Raw genomic sequence first — 14,913 nt, 5'->3', positions numbered from 1 at the left:
GGAGGAACTGTGCGACAACTGATTATCAGGCTGTTTGTCCTGCTGGCGGTGATGATCACCGCTGGCTGTGGTTTTCATCCGCGTGGTACGACACAAATACCTGCGGAAATGAAAACGTTGATCGTCTCTACCGGCGATCCCTATGGTCCACTGGCTCGAACCGTTCGTCAGCAGTTGCGTCTGAATAATGTGCGCATTGTTGATGACACCAAAGATGCACGCGCCACTATTCCGACGCTGCGTCTGGGTGCAGAACGCCAGGGCCGTGATACCGCATCGGTGTTCATTAGCGGGACCACCGCGGAATACTCGCTGGTGATGACCGTCACCGCGCAGGTATTGCTGCCAGGCAAAGGGATCTACCCGATCAGCACCACGGTGTATCGTTCGTTCTTCGACAACCCGAATGCCGCACTGGCGAAGGATGCCGAGCAGGACAAGATCGTGCAGGAGATGCGTCAACGTGCAGCCGAGCAACTGGTACGTAAGCTGCTGGTGGTGCATGCCGCACAGGAAAGCCAAAAAGACACGCTGCCAGAACCTGAGGTCATTGTCCCTGGAGAATCACCGGAAGTGCCCTCCTCGTCAGCTACCAGTCTGCAATGATCAGGATCTATCCTGAACAACTCAGCGCGCAGCTCCGTGAGGGGCTGCGCGCCTGTTATTTTCTCACCGGCAATGAACCGCTGCTGATTCAGGAGAGCGCCGACGCCATTCGAGCGGCGTCGACGACTCAGGGATTTGAAGAGCATTTCAGCGTGGCGCTGGATGCGCACACCAGTTGGGACGATTTGTTCGCCAGCTGTCAGTCACTCAGCCTGTTTACCCAACGCCAGACTTTAACTCTGCTGTTCCCGGATAATGGCCCGAATGCGGCGATGGCCGAACAGTTGGTCAAACTTGCCAGCCTGTTGCACAGCGATATTTTGCTGGTGCTGCGTATGGCAAAACTGACTAAAGCGCAGGAAAACAGCGCCTGGCTTAAAGCCCTGAGCGCTCAGGCAGTGCTGGTGCCCTGCCAGACGCCCGAGCAGGCCCAGTTGCCGCGTTGGGTGATGAATCGCGCTAAAGCGATGAAGCTTCAGGTGGACGACGCCGCCATCCAACTGCTTTGCTACTGTTATGAAGGCAATCTGCTGGCACTGGCGCAGGCACTGGAACGGCTGTCGTTATTATGGCCGGATGGCAAGCTGACGCTGCCTCGCGTGGAAGAAGCAGTGAACGATGCCGCACACTTTACCCCGTTTCACTGGGTAGATGCGCTGCTGGCTGGCAAAAGTAAACGCGCCCTGCACATCCTGCATCAGCTGGAGAAAGAAGACAGCGAAGTGGTGATCCTGCTGCGCAGCCTGCAACGTGATCTGCTGACGTTGCTGCATTTGCAACGCCATCAGGCGCAACAAGCGTTGCGTACCCTGATGGATCAACAGCGTATCTGGCAGAATCGGCGGGCGTTGTTTATGGAGGCGTTACAACGGCTGGATGCGCGCCGTCTGCAACGTGCTATTCATCTGCTGGCGGAGATTGAGCTGTCGATGAAACAGGATTACGGTCAAAATCTGTGGCCGCAGCTGGAAACCTTATCCCTGCTGCTGTGTCACCGCGATTTCCCGATGAGTTTTGCTGATGTCTGAACTTTATGCCCTGTTTGGCGGCACCTTTGATCCGATCCACTTTGGGCATCTGCATCCGGTTGAAGCGCTGGCGCAGCAGATCGGCCTGAAAAAAGTCACCCTGCTGCCGAACAATGTTCCCCCCCATCGCCCACAACCACAAGCCAGCGCCCGGCAACGTGTTGAAATGTTACGCTGTGCAATCGCTGACCGACCCTTGTTTGACATTGATACGCGCGAACTGGAACGCGACACACCGTCATGGACAGTGGCAACGCTGGAAGCATTACGTGCGGAACGCGGAGCGCAGCAGCCTCTCGGATTTATCATCGGTCAGGATTCTCTGCTAACGTTATCCAAATGGCACCGCTGGCAGGACTTGTTGTCGCTGTGTCATTTGCTGGTGTGCAAGCGTCCTGGCTATCCGACGCAGATGGACACCCCTGAGATGCAACAGTGGCTGGATCAGCATCTCGCCCGCGATGTGCAACAACTGCATCGTCTTCCGGCTGGCCATATCTGGCTGGCCGATACGCCGCTTTTCGACATTTCAGCCACAGAAATTCGGCAACGCCGTCATCTGGGCGTTTCCTGTACGGATTTATTGCCTGCATCGGTCATCAACTATATCGATCGTGCTGGCTTATACCTTGAATAATTCAGGTTGATGCCGGGCATTCCCGCCCTGTCTGGGCCGGGAGAATATTCGCCACGTATCTTCCGACAACCTGAAAGATGGGCGGAATATATCTATATTTCGCCGACCGATCGCGACATGCTATACTGCGCCGCTTCATATTTTGGCTGCGTTTCCAGGGCATTCAGCCTGCCCGTAATCACCTGTTTTGAGGGGAACCTTTTGCAAGGTAAAGCACTCCAAGAATTCGTTATTGATAAGATTGATGATCTCAAAGGCCAGGACATCGTCGCACTCGACGTTCAGGGCAAATCCAGCATCACCGATTGCATGATTATCTGCACAGGCACGTCAACCCGCCATGTGACCTCCATCGCTGACCATGTGATGCAGGAGTCACGCGCTGCCGGGCTGGCGCCATTAGGCGTGGAAGGGAAAGCCGCCGCCGATTGGGTGGTTGTCGATCTCGGCGACGTGATTGTGCATGTTATGCAGGAAGAGAGCCGCCAGCTGTATGAGCTGGAAAAGCTCTGGAGCTAAGCGGTGAAACTGCAGCTTGTGGCCGTCGGGACCAAAATGCCCGACTGGGTTCAGACCGGATTTACCGAGTATCTGCGCCGTTTCCCGAAAGATATGCCGCTGGAACTGACAGAAGTGACAGCAGGCAAACGCGGCAAAAATGCCGACATCAAACGCATTCTGGAAAAAGAAGGTGAAGCGATGTTGGCTGCCGTAGGGAAAGGCAACCGTATTGTGACCCTGGATATACCCGGACAGCCGTGGGAAACCCCACAGCTGGCACAACAGCTGGAACGCTGGAAACAGGATGGGCGCGATGTCAGCCTGTTGATTGGCGGGCCAGAAGGTTTGGCACCGGCCTGTAAGGCCGCGGCAGAGCAGAGCTGGTCGTTGTCGGCACTGACGCTGCCGCATCCGTTGGTGCGTGTGCTGGTGGCTGAAAGCTTGTACCGAGCCTGGAGCATTACCGCCAATCATCCTTATCATCGTGAATAAACACCAGGCCACACCGGATATTAAACACAGCGGATGAAATTACAAACCAACGCCTTTCGCGATTACACAGCCGAACAAAAACTGTTTGTCCGACGTGCTTTAGTCGCCTTTTTCGGCATCTTCCTGCTTTCAGGCATTTTGGTGGTCAATTTGTACCACCTGCAAATTTTGCGTTTTGCCGATTACAGTACCCGTTCCAATGACAACCGGATCAAGTTGGTACCGGTCGCACCGAGTCGCGGCATTATTTTCGATCGTAACGGTGTTCCCCTGGCACTGAACCGCACCATTTATCAGGCTGAACTGGTGCCGGAAAAAGTCGATAACCTGAAGCAAACGTTGCAGGATCTGCGACCGATACTCGACCTCACCGATGACGATCTCGATGCTTTTGAGAAAGAGCGGAAACGGTCACGTCGTTTTACCTCGATCCCGGTAAAAACTGCGCTCAGTGATGTGCAGGTGGCCCGCTTTGCCGTTAACCAATATCGTTTTCCTGGCGTAGAAGTAAAAGGCTATCAGCGCCGTTACTATCCCTATGGTCAGACGCTCACCCATGTCGTCGGTTATGTTTCAAAAATTAACGACCGCGATGTTGCCCGCCTCGATCAGGAAGGCAAATGGCCGAACTATGCCGCTACCCACGATATAGGCAAGTTAGGTATCGAGAACTATTACGAAGACGTATTGCACGGCACCACCGGCTATGAAGAAGTTGAAGTCAATAACCGTGGGCGTGTGATTCGCCAGTTGCATGAACAATCGCCGCAGGCCGGGCGAGATATCTACCTCACCATTGACCTGAAATTGCAGCAGTACATCGAAACGCTGCTGGCCGGGAGCCGAGCGGCAGTTGTGGTCAGCGATCCACGTACTGGTGAACTGCTGGCGCTGGTTTCAACGCCAAGCTATGACCCGAACCTGTTTGTTGAAGGCATCTCCAGCGCAGATTACAAGTCATTGCTTAATGACGAAAACCGCCCGCTGTACAACCGCGCGTTACAGGCCGCTTATCCGCCAGCCTCAACGGTGAAACCCTATGTCGCGGTTTCGGCGCTCAGCGCCGGGGTGATCAATCGCAATACCAGCCTGTTTGACCCCGGCTGGTGGCAGTTGCCGGGTTCGGAAAAGCGCTATCGTGACTGGAAAAAATGGGGACACGGGCGTCTTAACGTCACCAAAGCGCTGGAAGAGTCCGCCGATACCTTCTTCTATCAGGTCGCCTATGATATGGGCATCGATCGCCTGTCAGAGTGGATGACCAAATTTGGCTACGGCCATCGCACCGGTATTGACCTGCCGCAGGAAAGTCCCGGTAACATGCCGACACGAGATTGGAAGCTGAAGCGCTTTAAGAAACCCTGGTATCAGGGCGATACTATCCCGGTCGGCATTGGTCAGGGTTACTGGACCGCAACGCCGGTGCAGATGAACAAAGCACTGATGATTCTGATTAACGATGGTGTGATCAAAGTGCCGCATCTGCTGCGTGCCACCCGTGAAGGCCACACTATGGTGCCGTATCGCCAGGCCCCGGATGAGCCGATTGGTGATATTCACTCCGGCTACTGGGAGATTGCTAAAGATGGGATGTTTGGCGTAGCCAATCGCCCAAACGGCACTGCGCATAAAAGTTTTGCCGACGCGCCGTATAAGATTGCGGCTAAATCCGGTACGGCGCAGGTTTTCGGTCTGAAAGCGAACGAAACCTATAACGCACACAAAATTGCTGAGCATCTGCGCGATCACAAACTGATGGCCGCCTTTGCCCCTTACGATAAACCGCGCGTAGCCGTCACCATGATTCTGGAGAATGGCGGCGCAGGCCCGGCTGTCGGTTCGGTGATGCGCCAGATTCTCGACCACATTATGTTAGGCGATAACAATACGGTGCTGCCAGAAGCAGCGCCGACGCCACCTGGTTATGAAGGTGATTAACAATGTCCATGAATGATAGCCCGCAGAAAAGATCAATCTGGATGCGCATCCATATTGACCCGCTTTTTATGCTGGTGATCCTCGGCTTGCTGACTTACAGCGCCATCGTTATCTGGAGTGCCAGTGGTCAGGACCCGGGCATGATGGAGCGTAAAATCGGCCAGATTGTCATGGGGCTGGTGATCATGATTGTGCTGGCCCAGGTCCCCCCCCGCGTTTACGAGAGTTGGGCACCCTATCTCTATATTGTTTGCGTCATCTTGCTGATTGCGGTGGATGCCTTTGGACAGATCAGTAAAGGGGCACAACGCTGGTTGGATCTGGGTGTGGTACGCTTTCAGCCCTCGGAGATCGCCAAAATCGCGGTGCCGTTGATGGTGGCACGCTTTATCAACCGCGATGTGTGTCCCCCAACCCTGAAGAATACCGGTATCGCTCTGATCCTGATTTTCGCCCCGACGCTGCTGGTCGCGGCGCAACCGGACCTCGGCACCTCAATTCTGGTCGCGGCTTCTGGTTTGTTCGTGTTGTTCCTGTCGGGCATGAGCTGGAAATTGATTGGCGTCGCCGTTGTACTGGTGGCAGCCTTCATCCCGGTGCTGTGGTTCTTCCTGATGCATGATTATCAGCGCGCACGCGTGATGATGTTGCTCAATCCGGAAAGCGATCCCCTGGGGGCCGGTTACCATATTATCCAGTCCAAAATTGCCATCGGCTCCGGTGGACTGCGCGGTAAAGGCTGGTTGCATGGCACCCAGTCACAGCTGGAGTTTTTACCGGAACGCCATACCGACTTTATTTTTGCCGTCCTGGCTGAAGAATTGGGGCTGGTTGGCGTATTGGTCCTGCTGGTGCTTTATTTGCTGCTGATTATGCGCGGATTAGTTATCGCTGCGCGGGCACAAACCACTTTTGGTCGCGTGATGGCTGGTGGTTTGATGTTGATTTTATTCGTTTATGTTTTCGTTAACATTGGTATGGTTAGTGGTATCTTACCGGTGGTTGGCGTACCGCTGCCCCTGGTCAGCTACGGCGGATCGGCATTGATTGTATTAATGGCCGGATTTGGCATTGTGATGTCGATCCATACTCATCGAAAAATGTTATCTAAAAGCGTTTAAGAGGCTGCACATGCGTAAGGACTGGCTTGGGATTGCTCTGGCATCATTGGTATTGGCTGCCTGTTCCTCCCAGGAGGAACCGCAGAATACCGCCCCACCACAACCGGCCTACAATGGCCCGGTGGTTGAAATTCCTGGGGTGGAACCACGCTATGAACCGATTAATCCGTCGACCAGTCAGGATTACAGCGTCAATGGCAAAAGCTATCGTATCGTTAAAAACCCCGCTAACTTCAGCGAAGTTGGTTTAGCCACCTCCTACGGTGATGAAGCCAAAGGCAATCGGACTGCGATCGGTGAAACTTTTGATCCTGATGCCATGACCGCCGCGCATCCAACCCTGCCACTGCCAAGCTACGTACGTGTTACTAACCTGGCGAATGGTCGCCAAATCGTCGTGCGCGTCAATGATCGCGGGCCATATACCCCAGGGCGCATTATCGACTTGTCACGCACCGCCGCTGACCGTCTGAACATCTCGAACAATACCCGCGTTCGCGTTGACTATATCAATGTCGCACCGGATGGCACGCTGTCCGGTCCTGGCACCATCGGCACGACGGTAGCGAAGCAGAGCTACGCCTTGCCCGCTCGCCCAGAATTGGGTGGCGGTACGGTGATGATGGGCGGAAGCACCAGCGCAGTCAGCGCACCGCCCGCGCAGGATGTCCGTGCGGTCGATAACAACACCCTGCAAAGCAGTGACAACATGGGTGCGCCCGTTCACAGTAACGGTTTCCTTGGCGCACCTCAGCCACTAGCCAGTGGCGTGCTGGAAGGCAGCGAACCGCAACCGACGGTCGCAACACCGACCCCAGCCCCTGCTGCCGCGGCACCGGTAGCGGCCTCATCCGCACCGGCAAGCGCAGGCAGTTATGTGGTGCAGGTCGGCGCCCTCAATGATTCCGCCCGCGCGCACCAATTAGCCGCCAGCCTGGGTCACCGTTTTGGCGTACAGGGTTTCGTTGAAGCCAACGGTAACGTTTATCGCGTGCAACTGGGTGGCTTTAAAACCCGTACCGAAGCGGCAGCGCTGCAACAGCGTCTGAGCAACGAAGCACAAATGAGTTCTTTTATCACCACTTCCCGTAACGGAATGTGATAATACCCACCAGGCATAGTTATGCCTGGTTACAACAGTTTTGCAAAGCAAGATGCCGCCAGATCAGGTGTTTGCTATAGTAAGGCACTTTTTTCACTCTAAACCCACGGATGTTGTAGTCCTGAACATGAATACGCTGAAACCTTCTCGTTTTCTGAAACGCCTGACAGTGGGATCACTGGTCGCCCTCTCTCTCAGCCATGCCGCCTTCGCGGATGATGTAAACCTCAAAACCATGATTCCGGGCGTGCCGGACATTGATGCTGAAGCCTATGTGCTGATCGACTATAACTCGGGCAAAGTGCTGGCCGAGAAGAACGCCGATGCACGCCGCGACCCGGCCAGTCTGACCAAAATGATGACCAGCTATGTCATTGGTCAGGCGGTAAAAGCAGGCAAAATCCATCAGGATGACATCGTCACCGTGGGTAAAGATGCCTGGGCCACCGGCAACCCGGTGTTTAAAGGTTCTTCACTGATGTTCCTGAAACCGGGCGATCGCGTACCGGTTTCGCAGCTGACGCGCGGTATTGTGTTGCAATCCGGTAACGATGCTTGCGTGGCGATGGCGGATTATGTCGCTGGTAGCCAGGATGCGTTTGTTAACCTGATGAACAACTACGTTCAGGCGTTGGGTCTGAAAAACACCCACTTCCAGACCGTGCACGGCCTGGATGCAGACGGCCAGTACAGCTCAGCCCGCGATATGGCGCTGATTGGTCAGGCGCTGATTCGTGACGTACCCGATGAATACGCGGTTTACCACGAAAAAGAGTTCACCTTTAACAACATCCGTCAGTTGAACCGTAACGGCTTGCTGTGGGATACCAGCCTGAACGTTGACGGCATCAAAACCGGCCATACCGATGCGGCGGGTTATAACCTGGTGGCATCTGCCACCGAAGGCCAGATGCGTCTGATCTCTGCGGTGATGGGAGGTCATACCTACAAAGGCCGTGAAACCGAAAGCAAAAAGCTGCTGACCTGGGGCTTCCGTTTCTTTGAAACCGTCGCACCGTTGAAGGCCGGTAAAGAGTTTGCCTCCGAGCCGGTATGGTTCGGCAACAGCGATCGCGTCCAGCTTGGCGTGGAAAAAGATGCTTATCTGACCATTCCGCGTGGCCGTATGAAAGATCTGAAAGCCAGCTACGTGCTGAACAACACCGAGCTGCACGCACCGTTGCAGAAAAACCAGGTGGTGGGCAGCATCAACTTCCAGCTGGATGGTAAAACCATTGAACAGCGCCCGCTGGTGGTGCTGAACGAAGTCCAGGAAGGCGGTTTCATCAGTCGCATCATCGATTACATCAAACTGATGTTCCACCACTGGTTCGGCTAAGGCGCGATTGAAAAAACGCCACTTTGCCCCTATATAAGTTAATATTATTGCTCCCGCCCCGGCGGGAGCCTGTTTTTATGCACCGGAGTCAATATGAAAACCAAACTGAATGAACTGCTCGAATTCCCTACCCCCTTTACCTATAAAGTGATGGGTCTGGCGCAACCGGAGCTGGTTGATCAAGTGGTTGAAGTGGTGCAGCGTCATGCGCCTGGCGACTACAAGCCGGATGTGAAGCCAAGCAGCAAAGGCAATTATCACTCCGTTTCCATCACCATCATCGCCACCCACATTGAACAGGTTGAAACCCTGTACGAAGAACTGGGCAATATCGATATCGTACGTATGGTGTTGTAATGCTGACGCTGGCAAAGGGTTCTTTGCCAGCGTTATACTTTTCCTCTCACTTCTCTACCGGACTTCGTTTTGTCAGCCAATACGCTTCTTGTTCGTCAACTGGGTCAGCGCGACTGGCAACCCATTTCTGACGCCATGCACCGCTTTACCGATCAACGCGACAGTGACACCCCGGATGAAGTCTGGCTGGTGGAGCACAACCCGGTGTTTACTCAGGGTCAGGCAGGCAAAGCCGAACATTTGCTGATGCCCGGCGATATTCCTGTGGTTCAGAGCGACCGTGGTGGTCAGGTGACGTATCACGGGCCAGGTCAGCAGGTGATGTATGTGCTGATTGATGTTAAACGTCGCAAACTGGGCGTTCGCCAGTTGGTGACGGCGCTGGAGGAGACGGTGGTGGCCACTCTCGGCGATTACGGCGTCACCGCGCACGCCCGCCCCGATGCGCCCGGCGTGTACGTTGGAGAAGAGAAGATTTGTTCGCTCGGTTTGCGCATCCGTAAGGGGTGCTCTTTCCACGGTCTGGCCCTGAATGTGGCGATGGATTTGGCCCCCTTCCTGCGTATCAACCCTTGTGGTTATGCCGGGATGCGCATGGCGCAATTGGGACAGTTTCAGCCCGGCGTGACCACCGCTGATGTGCAACCGCGCCTGGTGCAACACTTTGCCCGTTTGACGGGTTTTGCACAAAGTGAGTGGTTAAATGCCGATGTGCCGGGTTGACCTTGTCCGTCAGTGCGGATTTACAATTTTGTAACCTAACGGCATACACAGCGGCTGATTCCCGCGCTGCGAGATGATATAATTTTTGCAATTTTTTCAAATAAAGTTGAAAGCCTGGTTCTCAGTTTGAGTGAGGAAGCTTTCAAATCGCAATCCCGACCGGAACCTGCAGATTTATGAGTAAACCAATTCAGATGGAACGTGGCGTCAAGTATCGCGATGCCGACAAAATGGCGCTGATTCCGGTGAAAACCGTGGTCACCGAACGCGAGGAGATTCTGCGTAAGCCGGAGTGGATGAAGATCAAACTTCCTGCGGATTCCAGCCGTATTCAGGGCATCAAGGCTGCGATGCGCAAGAATGGCCTGCATTCGGTCTGTGAAGAGGCGTCCTGCCCTAACCTGGCAGAATGTTTTAACCACGGTACCGCTACCTTTATGATCCTTGGGGCTATCTGTACCCGTCGCTGCCCGTTCTGCGACGTGGCACATGGTCGCCCGAATGCCCCTGATGCCAACGAGCCGGTAAAACTGGCACAAACCATCGCCGATATGGCGCTGCGTTATGTGGTTATCACCTCAGTGGACCGCGATGACCTGCGCGATGGCGGTGCCCAGCACTTCGCCGACTGCATCAGTGCCATTCGCGAAAAAAGCCCGTCAATTAAGATTGAAACTCTGGTACCCGATTTCCGTGGTCGCATGGATCGTGCGCTGGAAATCCTTACCGCCACCCCACCGGATGTGTTCAACCACAATCTGGAAAACGTGCCACGCGTCTACCGTCAGGTGCGTCCGGGTGCGAACTACGAGTGGTCACTCAAGCTGCTGGAACGGTTTAAAGAAGCGCATCCGAACGTGCCGACCAAATCCGGTCTGATGGTCGGTCTGGGCGAAACCAATGCAGAAATCATTGAAGTGATGCGCGATCTGCGTCGTCATGGCGTCACCATGCTGACGCTGGGTCAGTATCTGCAACCAAGTCGTCACCACCTGCCAGTACAGCGTTATGTCAGCCCGGCAGAGTTTGATGAGATGAAAGAAGAAGCGATGGCAATGGGCTTCACCCACGCGGCCTGTGGCCCGTTTGTGCGCTCCTCTTACCATGCAGACATGCAGGCTAAAGGATTGGAAGTGAAGTAAATTCGTCGCGGCGCGACACAAAACAAAAAACCAGACTGGCGACAGTCTGGTTTTTTTATAACGTAATAAATTTTTACACTTATTGACGTTAACCGTAAAGATTACTCTTTATGGGTGACACGTTCTGCTGGTGCTTCTTCAGCAGTGCTTTTGGTTGCGGTGGATTCATCATCTTTCATGGCTTTTTTGAAGCCTTTGATTGCGGAACCCAGATCGCCACCCAGTGAACGTAACTTGTTGGTGCCAAAGAGCAGTACGATGAGAGCACCGATGATCAGCAGTTTGGCAATACTGATACCTTCCATAATTAACCTTTCAACCTTAGCGAAAAACGGTGACTGTTATTTACGCGCAGAAAGCTTAGCGGCTCAACTGCAATCTGTAACAGATTAAGATCAGGACGGCACACATTTGTAGCGGCGCGATTTATCGCGCAATAAATCGTGCACCGGATATTGCGCGATAAATCGCACCGCTACAGGGTGTCCCCAATCCTTGATCAGATAAAACGGCTCAAAAACGCCTGGGTACGCGGGTGCTGCGGATTACCTATCACTTGCTCCGGGCTGCCCTGCTCCACCACAACGCCACCGTCCATAAATACTACCCGGTCAGCGGCTTCACGAGCAAAGCCAATTTCATGGGTGACGACAATCATCGTCAGCCCCTGATCCGCCAGCGTGCGCATGGTTGCCAGTACTTCACCCACCAGCTCAGGATCAAGTGCCGAAGTGGGTTCATCAAACAGCATCAGCGCGGGTTTGATTGCCAACGCACGGGCAATCGCCACACGCTGTTGCTGACCACCCGACAGATGGCGCGGCCAGGCATCGGCTTTATCACTTAACCCCACGGTAGCCAGCAACTCGCGGGCATGCTGTAACGCTTGCTGACGCGGAAACTTGTGCACGCCAATCGGCGCTTCAATGATGTTCTGCAACACCGTCATATGCGGGTAAAGATTGAACTGCTGAAACACCATGCCAATCTTCTGGCGCTGGTGGGCAATCTTGCGTGGCGACAGGCGATGCAAAATACCTTTCTTCAGCTCATAGCCAATTTGTTCCTCACCGACCATGATTGAACCGGCGTTCATATCTTCCAGATGATTAATGCAGCGCAGAAAGGTCGATTTACCCGAACCCGACGGCCCGAGGATCACCACCACTTCCCCCGGAAACACATCGAGGTCGATGCCCTTCAGCACCTCATTGTCACCATAACTTTTCTGCACATTGCGGGCGCGCACCAGCGGCTGAACGTGACTCATACATCCTCCTTCTGCACCAGGGCACCACGACCGATATCCTCGCCCTGTGTGCGGCGTTTGGGCGCGACCACCGTGCGTTTGGTTCCGCGAGCATAGTAACGTTCGATCGCCGACTGACCGACATTCAGAATCGAGGTGATGATCAGATACCAAATCACCGCCACCATCAGCATCGGAATGATTTCAAAGGTACGGTTGTACACCGCCTGCACCGAATAAAGCAGATCGCCCATCGCAATCACGCTCACCAGCGAGGTGGCTTTGATCATGCTGATTAGCTGGTTGCCGGTCGGTGGAATGATGGAACGCATCGCCTGCGGAATAATGATGCGACGCAGTGCCCGCGTCCGGCTCATACCAAAGGCCTGGGTGGTTTCCACCTGGCCGTTATCCACCGACAGCAAACCAGCACGAATGATCTCCGCCATATAGGCCGCTTCGTTCAATGCCAGCCCGGCAATCGCTGCGGTTAACGGGGTGATCAGATCATTGGTGTTCCAACTGGCAAAGGTAATACCGGTCCAGGGAACGGTAATCGACAGCGTCGGGAACAACGTTGACAGGTTGTACCAAAAGATCAATTGCACCAGCAACGGCGTACCGCGGAAAAACCAGATGTAGAGCGATGAGATGCCGCTTAACAGTTTGTTCTCCGACAGACGCCACACCGCCAACAGCAGACCCAACAACGTGCCGAGGATCATCGACACCACCGTCAGTCCAAGCGTGACCTGCAACCCCTTCAATACCGAGGCTTCCGTGAACCATTTCAACACCACGGACCACTCAAAGTTTGGGTTGGTCGCCACCAGCCAGAGAAAGTTGGAGGCGATCACCAGCACCACAATCCATGAGACCCAGCGTCCATATGTGGGCGCGCTGCGGGCAAAAGCCACGTCGCGCTGCTGCACGTCGGCCTTATCCCTGGCTCGCGAATCGTTGGTGTTCAAACTCATTTTGCCGCCCCTTTCGCCAGGTTACGCCCCGGTGCCTGCAACATGTTTCCGTCCAGCTTCCACTTCTTCATGATGGCTGCATAAGTCCCGTTGCTGAACAGCTCCTTATAAGCATCCAGCACCACGTTACCTAACTCAGAACCTTTCGGCACAACGGTGCCCTGGAAGATATCGCCAAAGCCGTTTTTCTGGCCTTTGCCGGACAACTCCAACTGACCATTCGCCTGCTCAACGAAGTACGTCAGCGGTGCCTGTGATGAGAAGAAGGCATCAGAACGTTTTGAACGCACGGCAAGAATCGAAGAAGGCTGATCGGTAAAGGATTGCACCACAACCGCCGGTTTACCCGCCGCCACACAGGCATCGGATTGCTTGCGGATCACCTGTTCAGCAGACCCCGCCGCCATCACCGCGATACGCTTGCCGCAGGTATCCTCCAGACCATTGATCTTCGCCGGGTTACCTTTCTGCACGCCGAACACCACAAACTCCTGCACAAAATCGATAAAGTCGACTTTTTCCTGGCGGTCCGGGTAATCGCCAATCGGACCAATCGCCAGTTGGTAACGACCAGAGTTAATCCCGGTCAGCACGCCAGACAGGCCGCTGACGGTCGCATGTTCGATTTTCACCCCGAGCAATTGACCCAGCGCGTTGGCAAGATCGGCAGATGCACCGTCCATTGAGTGCGGGCCATTGACGATCTCATACGGAGGAAAAGATCCGTTATTCACGGCGATCATTTTGCCCGCGCTTTTAATCTCAGCAGGCAGACGGTCATGCAGCGCCTGATCCACTTTTTGGCTTGGAATAGCGTCAGCAGCCTGGGCGAACGATGCCGTCAGCCCTAAAGCCAGCGCGATTGCGGTTGTGATTTTTTTCATGCTCGAGTTTCCCAGTGCTGTCAGTGTGTATTCAATTCAGGTCGGGCAAAACGGCGGTTCTCAAGAACCGGCAAAACGCTGCGTGCGTAAGCGATACGTTGTGGATCGAGGTCGGCGAACACCAATGCCGCTGATTCAGGCGCTTTCGCAATCGCCACGCCGAGTGGGTCAATCACCAGGCTGTTACCGATATTGCGCGGGCCACATTCGCCTACCGCTACCATGTAGCAGGTATTCTCCAGCGCGCGGGCGGTGGTCAGCAGCTCCCAATGCATCTCCTTCAGTGGCCCTTTCACCCAGGCTGCGGGCAGCACCAGTACATCAGCACCATCCAGCACCAGGCGGCGTGCCAGCTCCGGGAAGCGCACGTCATAACAGGTCATCAGGCCCACTTTCATACCGGCAACCTCAACCAACGGTGGTATGACATGACCAGGATTGACGCGTTGTGACTCCTGCATGGCAAAAGCATCGTAAAGGTGGAGTTTTTGGTATTCGGCAATGATTTCGCCATTGCGGATAGCAATCAGCACGTTCAGCGCTTTCTGTCCTTCAGTCGGGACATGCACGCTCATCATGGTCGTCAGATTATTGCCTTTACTGGCGGCCAGCAGTTGTGTGACAAACGGACCATCCAGCGGTTGCGCCGCTTTCAGTACCAGATCCGGGTCGGCGATATCACGCGCCAGCACACCTTCCGGCAGCACCAGCAAATCCGCGCCACCCGCCAACGCTTTGTTCATCAAACCAATGCAAATATCGGTGTTTTCCTGCCATTCGCGGCTGACCGCAAATTGTCCCATCGCAACTTTCATCA

General features: G+C 54.5%; 17 protein-coding genes. 12 read left to right on the top strand and 5 right to left on the bottom strand.

What is annotated here, in order from left to right; translation table 11 throughout:
- The first annotated feature begins 9 nt into the window (after positions 1 to 9).
- The 12 genes from lptE (at position 10) to lipA (ending at position 10,986) form a co-directional block, all read left to right on the top strand.
- Positions 10 to 606 carry an LPS assembly lipoprotein LptE gene (lptE, locus tag AC6I8T_RS05595; RefSeq protein WP_021182372.1) on the top strand — a complete coding sequence of 199 codons (597 nt, stop codon included), beginning with the start codon at positions 10 to 12 and terminating at the stop codon, positions 604 to 606.
- Entirely contained in the window at positions 603 to 1,634 is a 1,032-nt protein-coding gene (holA, locus tag AC6I8T_RS05590; protein ID WP_497833583.1) for a DNA polymerase III subunit delta, read from the top strand. The genes lptE and holA overlap by 4 nt, the downstream gene beginning before the upstream one ends.
- Positions 1,627 to 2,271 (top strand): nicotinate-nucleotide adenylyltransferase, encoded by a 645-nt coding sequence (nadD, locus tag AC6I8T_RS05585; protein WP_208725007.1) that lies wholly within the window; start codon positions 1,627 to 1,629, stop codon positions 2,269 to 2,271. The genes holA and nadD overlap by 8 nt, the downstream gene beginning before the upstream one ends.
- A gap of 201 nt (positions 2,272 to 2,472) precedes the next feature.
- Positions 2,473 to 2,790 (top strand): ribosome silencing factor, encoded by a 318-nt coding sequence (gene rsfS, locus AC6I8T_RS05580; RefSeq protein WP_036624423.1) that lies wholly within the window; start codon positions 2,473 to 2,475, stop codon positions 2,788 to 2,790.
- 3 nt (positions 2,791 to 2,793) lie between these two features.
- Positions 2,794 to 3,264: a 23S rRNA (pseudouridine(1915)-N(3))-methyltransferase RlmH gene (rlmH, locus tag AC6I8T_RS05575; RefSeq protein ID WP_013508252.1), complete on the top strand. Its 471-nt coding sequence runs from the start codon at positions 2,794 to 2,796 to the stop codon at positions 3,262 to 3,264.
- A 33-nt stretch (positions 3,265 to 3,297) separates the two neighbouring features.
- Positions 3,298 to 5,202 carry a peptidoglycan DD-transpeptidase MrdA gene (gene mrdA, locus AC6I8T_RS05570; RefSeq protein ID WP_021182367.1) on the top strand — a complete coding sequence of 635 codons (1,905 nt, stop codon included), beginning with the start codon at positions 3,298 to 3,300 and terminating at the stop codon, positions 5,200 to 5,202.
- A gap of 8 nt (positions 5,203 to 5,210) precedes the next feature.
- Positions 5,211 to 6,323 (top strand): peptidoglycan glycosyltransferase MrdB, encoded by a 1,113-nt coding sequence (gene mrdB / locus AC6I8T_RS05565; protein ID WP_036624753.1) that lies wholly within the window; start codon positions 5,211 to 5,213, stop codon positions 6,321 to 6,323.
- Positions 6,324 to 6,333: 10 nt separating this feature from the next.
- A complete protein-coding gene (gene rlpA / locus AC6I8T_RS05560; RefSeq protein ID WP_497833582.1) occupies positions 6,334 to 7,425 on the top strand; it encodes an endolytic peptidoglycan transglycosylase RlpA in 1,092 nt (363 codons plus the stop codon).
- A gap of 127 nt (positions 7,426 to 7,552) precedes the next feature.
- Positions 7,553 to 8,764: a D-alanyl-D-alanine carboxypeptidase DacA gene (gene dacA, locus AC6I8T_RS05555; protein ID WP_021182364.1), complete on the top strand. Its 1,212-nt coding sequence runs from the start codon at positions 7,553 to 7,555 to the stop codon at positions 8,762 to 8,764.
- A 93-nt stretch (positions 8,765 to 8,857) separates the two neighbouring features.
- Positions 8,858 to 9,121 carry a DUF493 family protein YbeD gene (ybeD, locus tag AC6I8T_RS05550; protein ID WP_013508247.1) on the top strand — a complete coding sequence of 88 codons (264 nt, stop codon included), beginning with the start codon at positions 8,858 to 8,860 and terminating at the stop codon, positions 9,119 to 9,121.
- 69 nt (positions 9,122 to 9,190) lie between these two features.
- Positions 9,191 to 9,844: a lipoyl(octanoyl) transferase LipB gene (lipB, locus tag AC6I8T_RS05545; RefSeq protein WP_021182363.1), complete on the top strand. Its 654-nt coding sequence runs from the start codon at positions 9,191 to 9,193 to the stop codon at positions 9,842 to 9,844.
- Between the two features lie 176 nt (positions 9,845 to 10,020).
- On the top strand, positions 10,021 to 10,986 hold the full coding sequence (gene lipA / locus AC6I8T_RS05540; protein ID WP_021182362.1) for a lipoyl synthase: 966 nt from the start codon (positions 10,021 to 10,023) through the stop codon (positions 10,984 to 10,986).
- A gap of 101 nt (positions 10,987 to 11,087) precedes the next feature.
- Here the strand turns inward: lipA and tatE are convergent, their stop codons facing one another.
- The 5 genes from tatE to AC6I8T_RS05515 form a co-directional block, all read right to left on the bottom strand.
- Positions 11,088 to 11,291 (bottom strand): twin-arginine translocase subunit TatE, encoded by a 204-nt coding sequence (tatE, locus tag AC6I8T_RS05535; protein WP_021182361.1) that lies wholly within the window; start codon positions 11,289 to 11,291, stop codon positions 11,088 to 11,090.
- A gap of 194 nt (positions 11,292 to 11,485) precedes the next feature.
- A complete protein-coding gene (locus tag AC6I8T_RS05530; RefSeq protein WP_021182360.1) occupies positions 11,486 to 12,256 on the bottom strand; it encodes an amino acid ABC transporter ATP-binding protein in 771 nt (256 codons plus the stop codon).
- Positions 12,253 to 13,212, bottom strand: coding sequence for an amino acid ABC transporter permease (locus AC6I8T_RS05525; RefSeq protein WP_036624417.1), 960 nt, complete (start codon positions 13,210 to 13,212; stop codon positions 12,253 to 12,255). The genes AC6I8T_RS05530 and AC6I8T_RS05525 overlap by 4 nt, the downstream gene beginning before the upstream one ends.
- Positions 13,209 to 14,096: an ABC transporter substrate-binding protein gene (locus tag AC6I8T_RS05520; protein ID WP_021182358.1), complete on the bottom strand. Its 888-nt coding sequence runs from the start codon at positions 14,094 to 14,096 to the stop codon at positions 13,209 to 13,211. Before AC6I8T_RS05520 ends, AC6I8T_RS05525 begins: the two co-directional genes overlap by 4 nt.
- A gap of 20 nt (positions 14,097 to 14,116) precedes the next feature.
- Positions 14,117 to 14,911 carry a deaminated glutathione amidase gene (locus AC6I8T_RS05515; RefSeq protein WP_208725498.1) on the bottom strand — a complete coding sequence of 265 codons (795 nt, stop codon included), beginning with the start codon at positions 14,909 to 14,911 and terminating at the stop codon, positions 14,117 to 14,119.
- Positions 14,912 to 14,913: the final 2 nt, after the last annotated feature.

The organism is Pantoea sp. X-Soil-OKNW-556, assembly GCF_059730695.1.
This window is presented reverse-complemented; position numbering and strand designations above follow the sequence as displayed.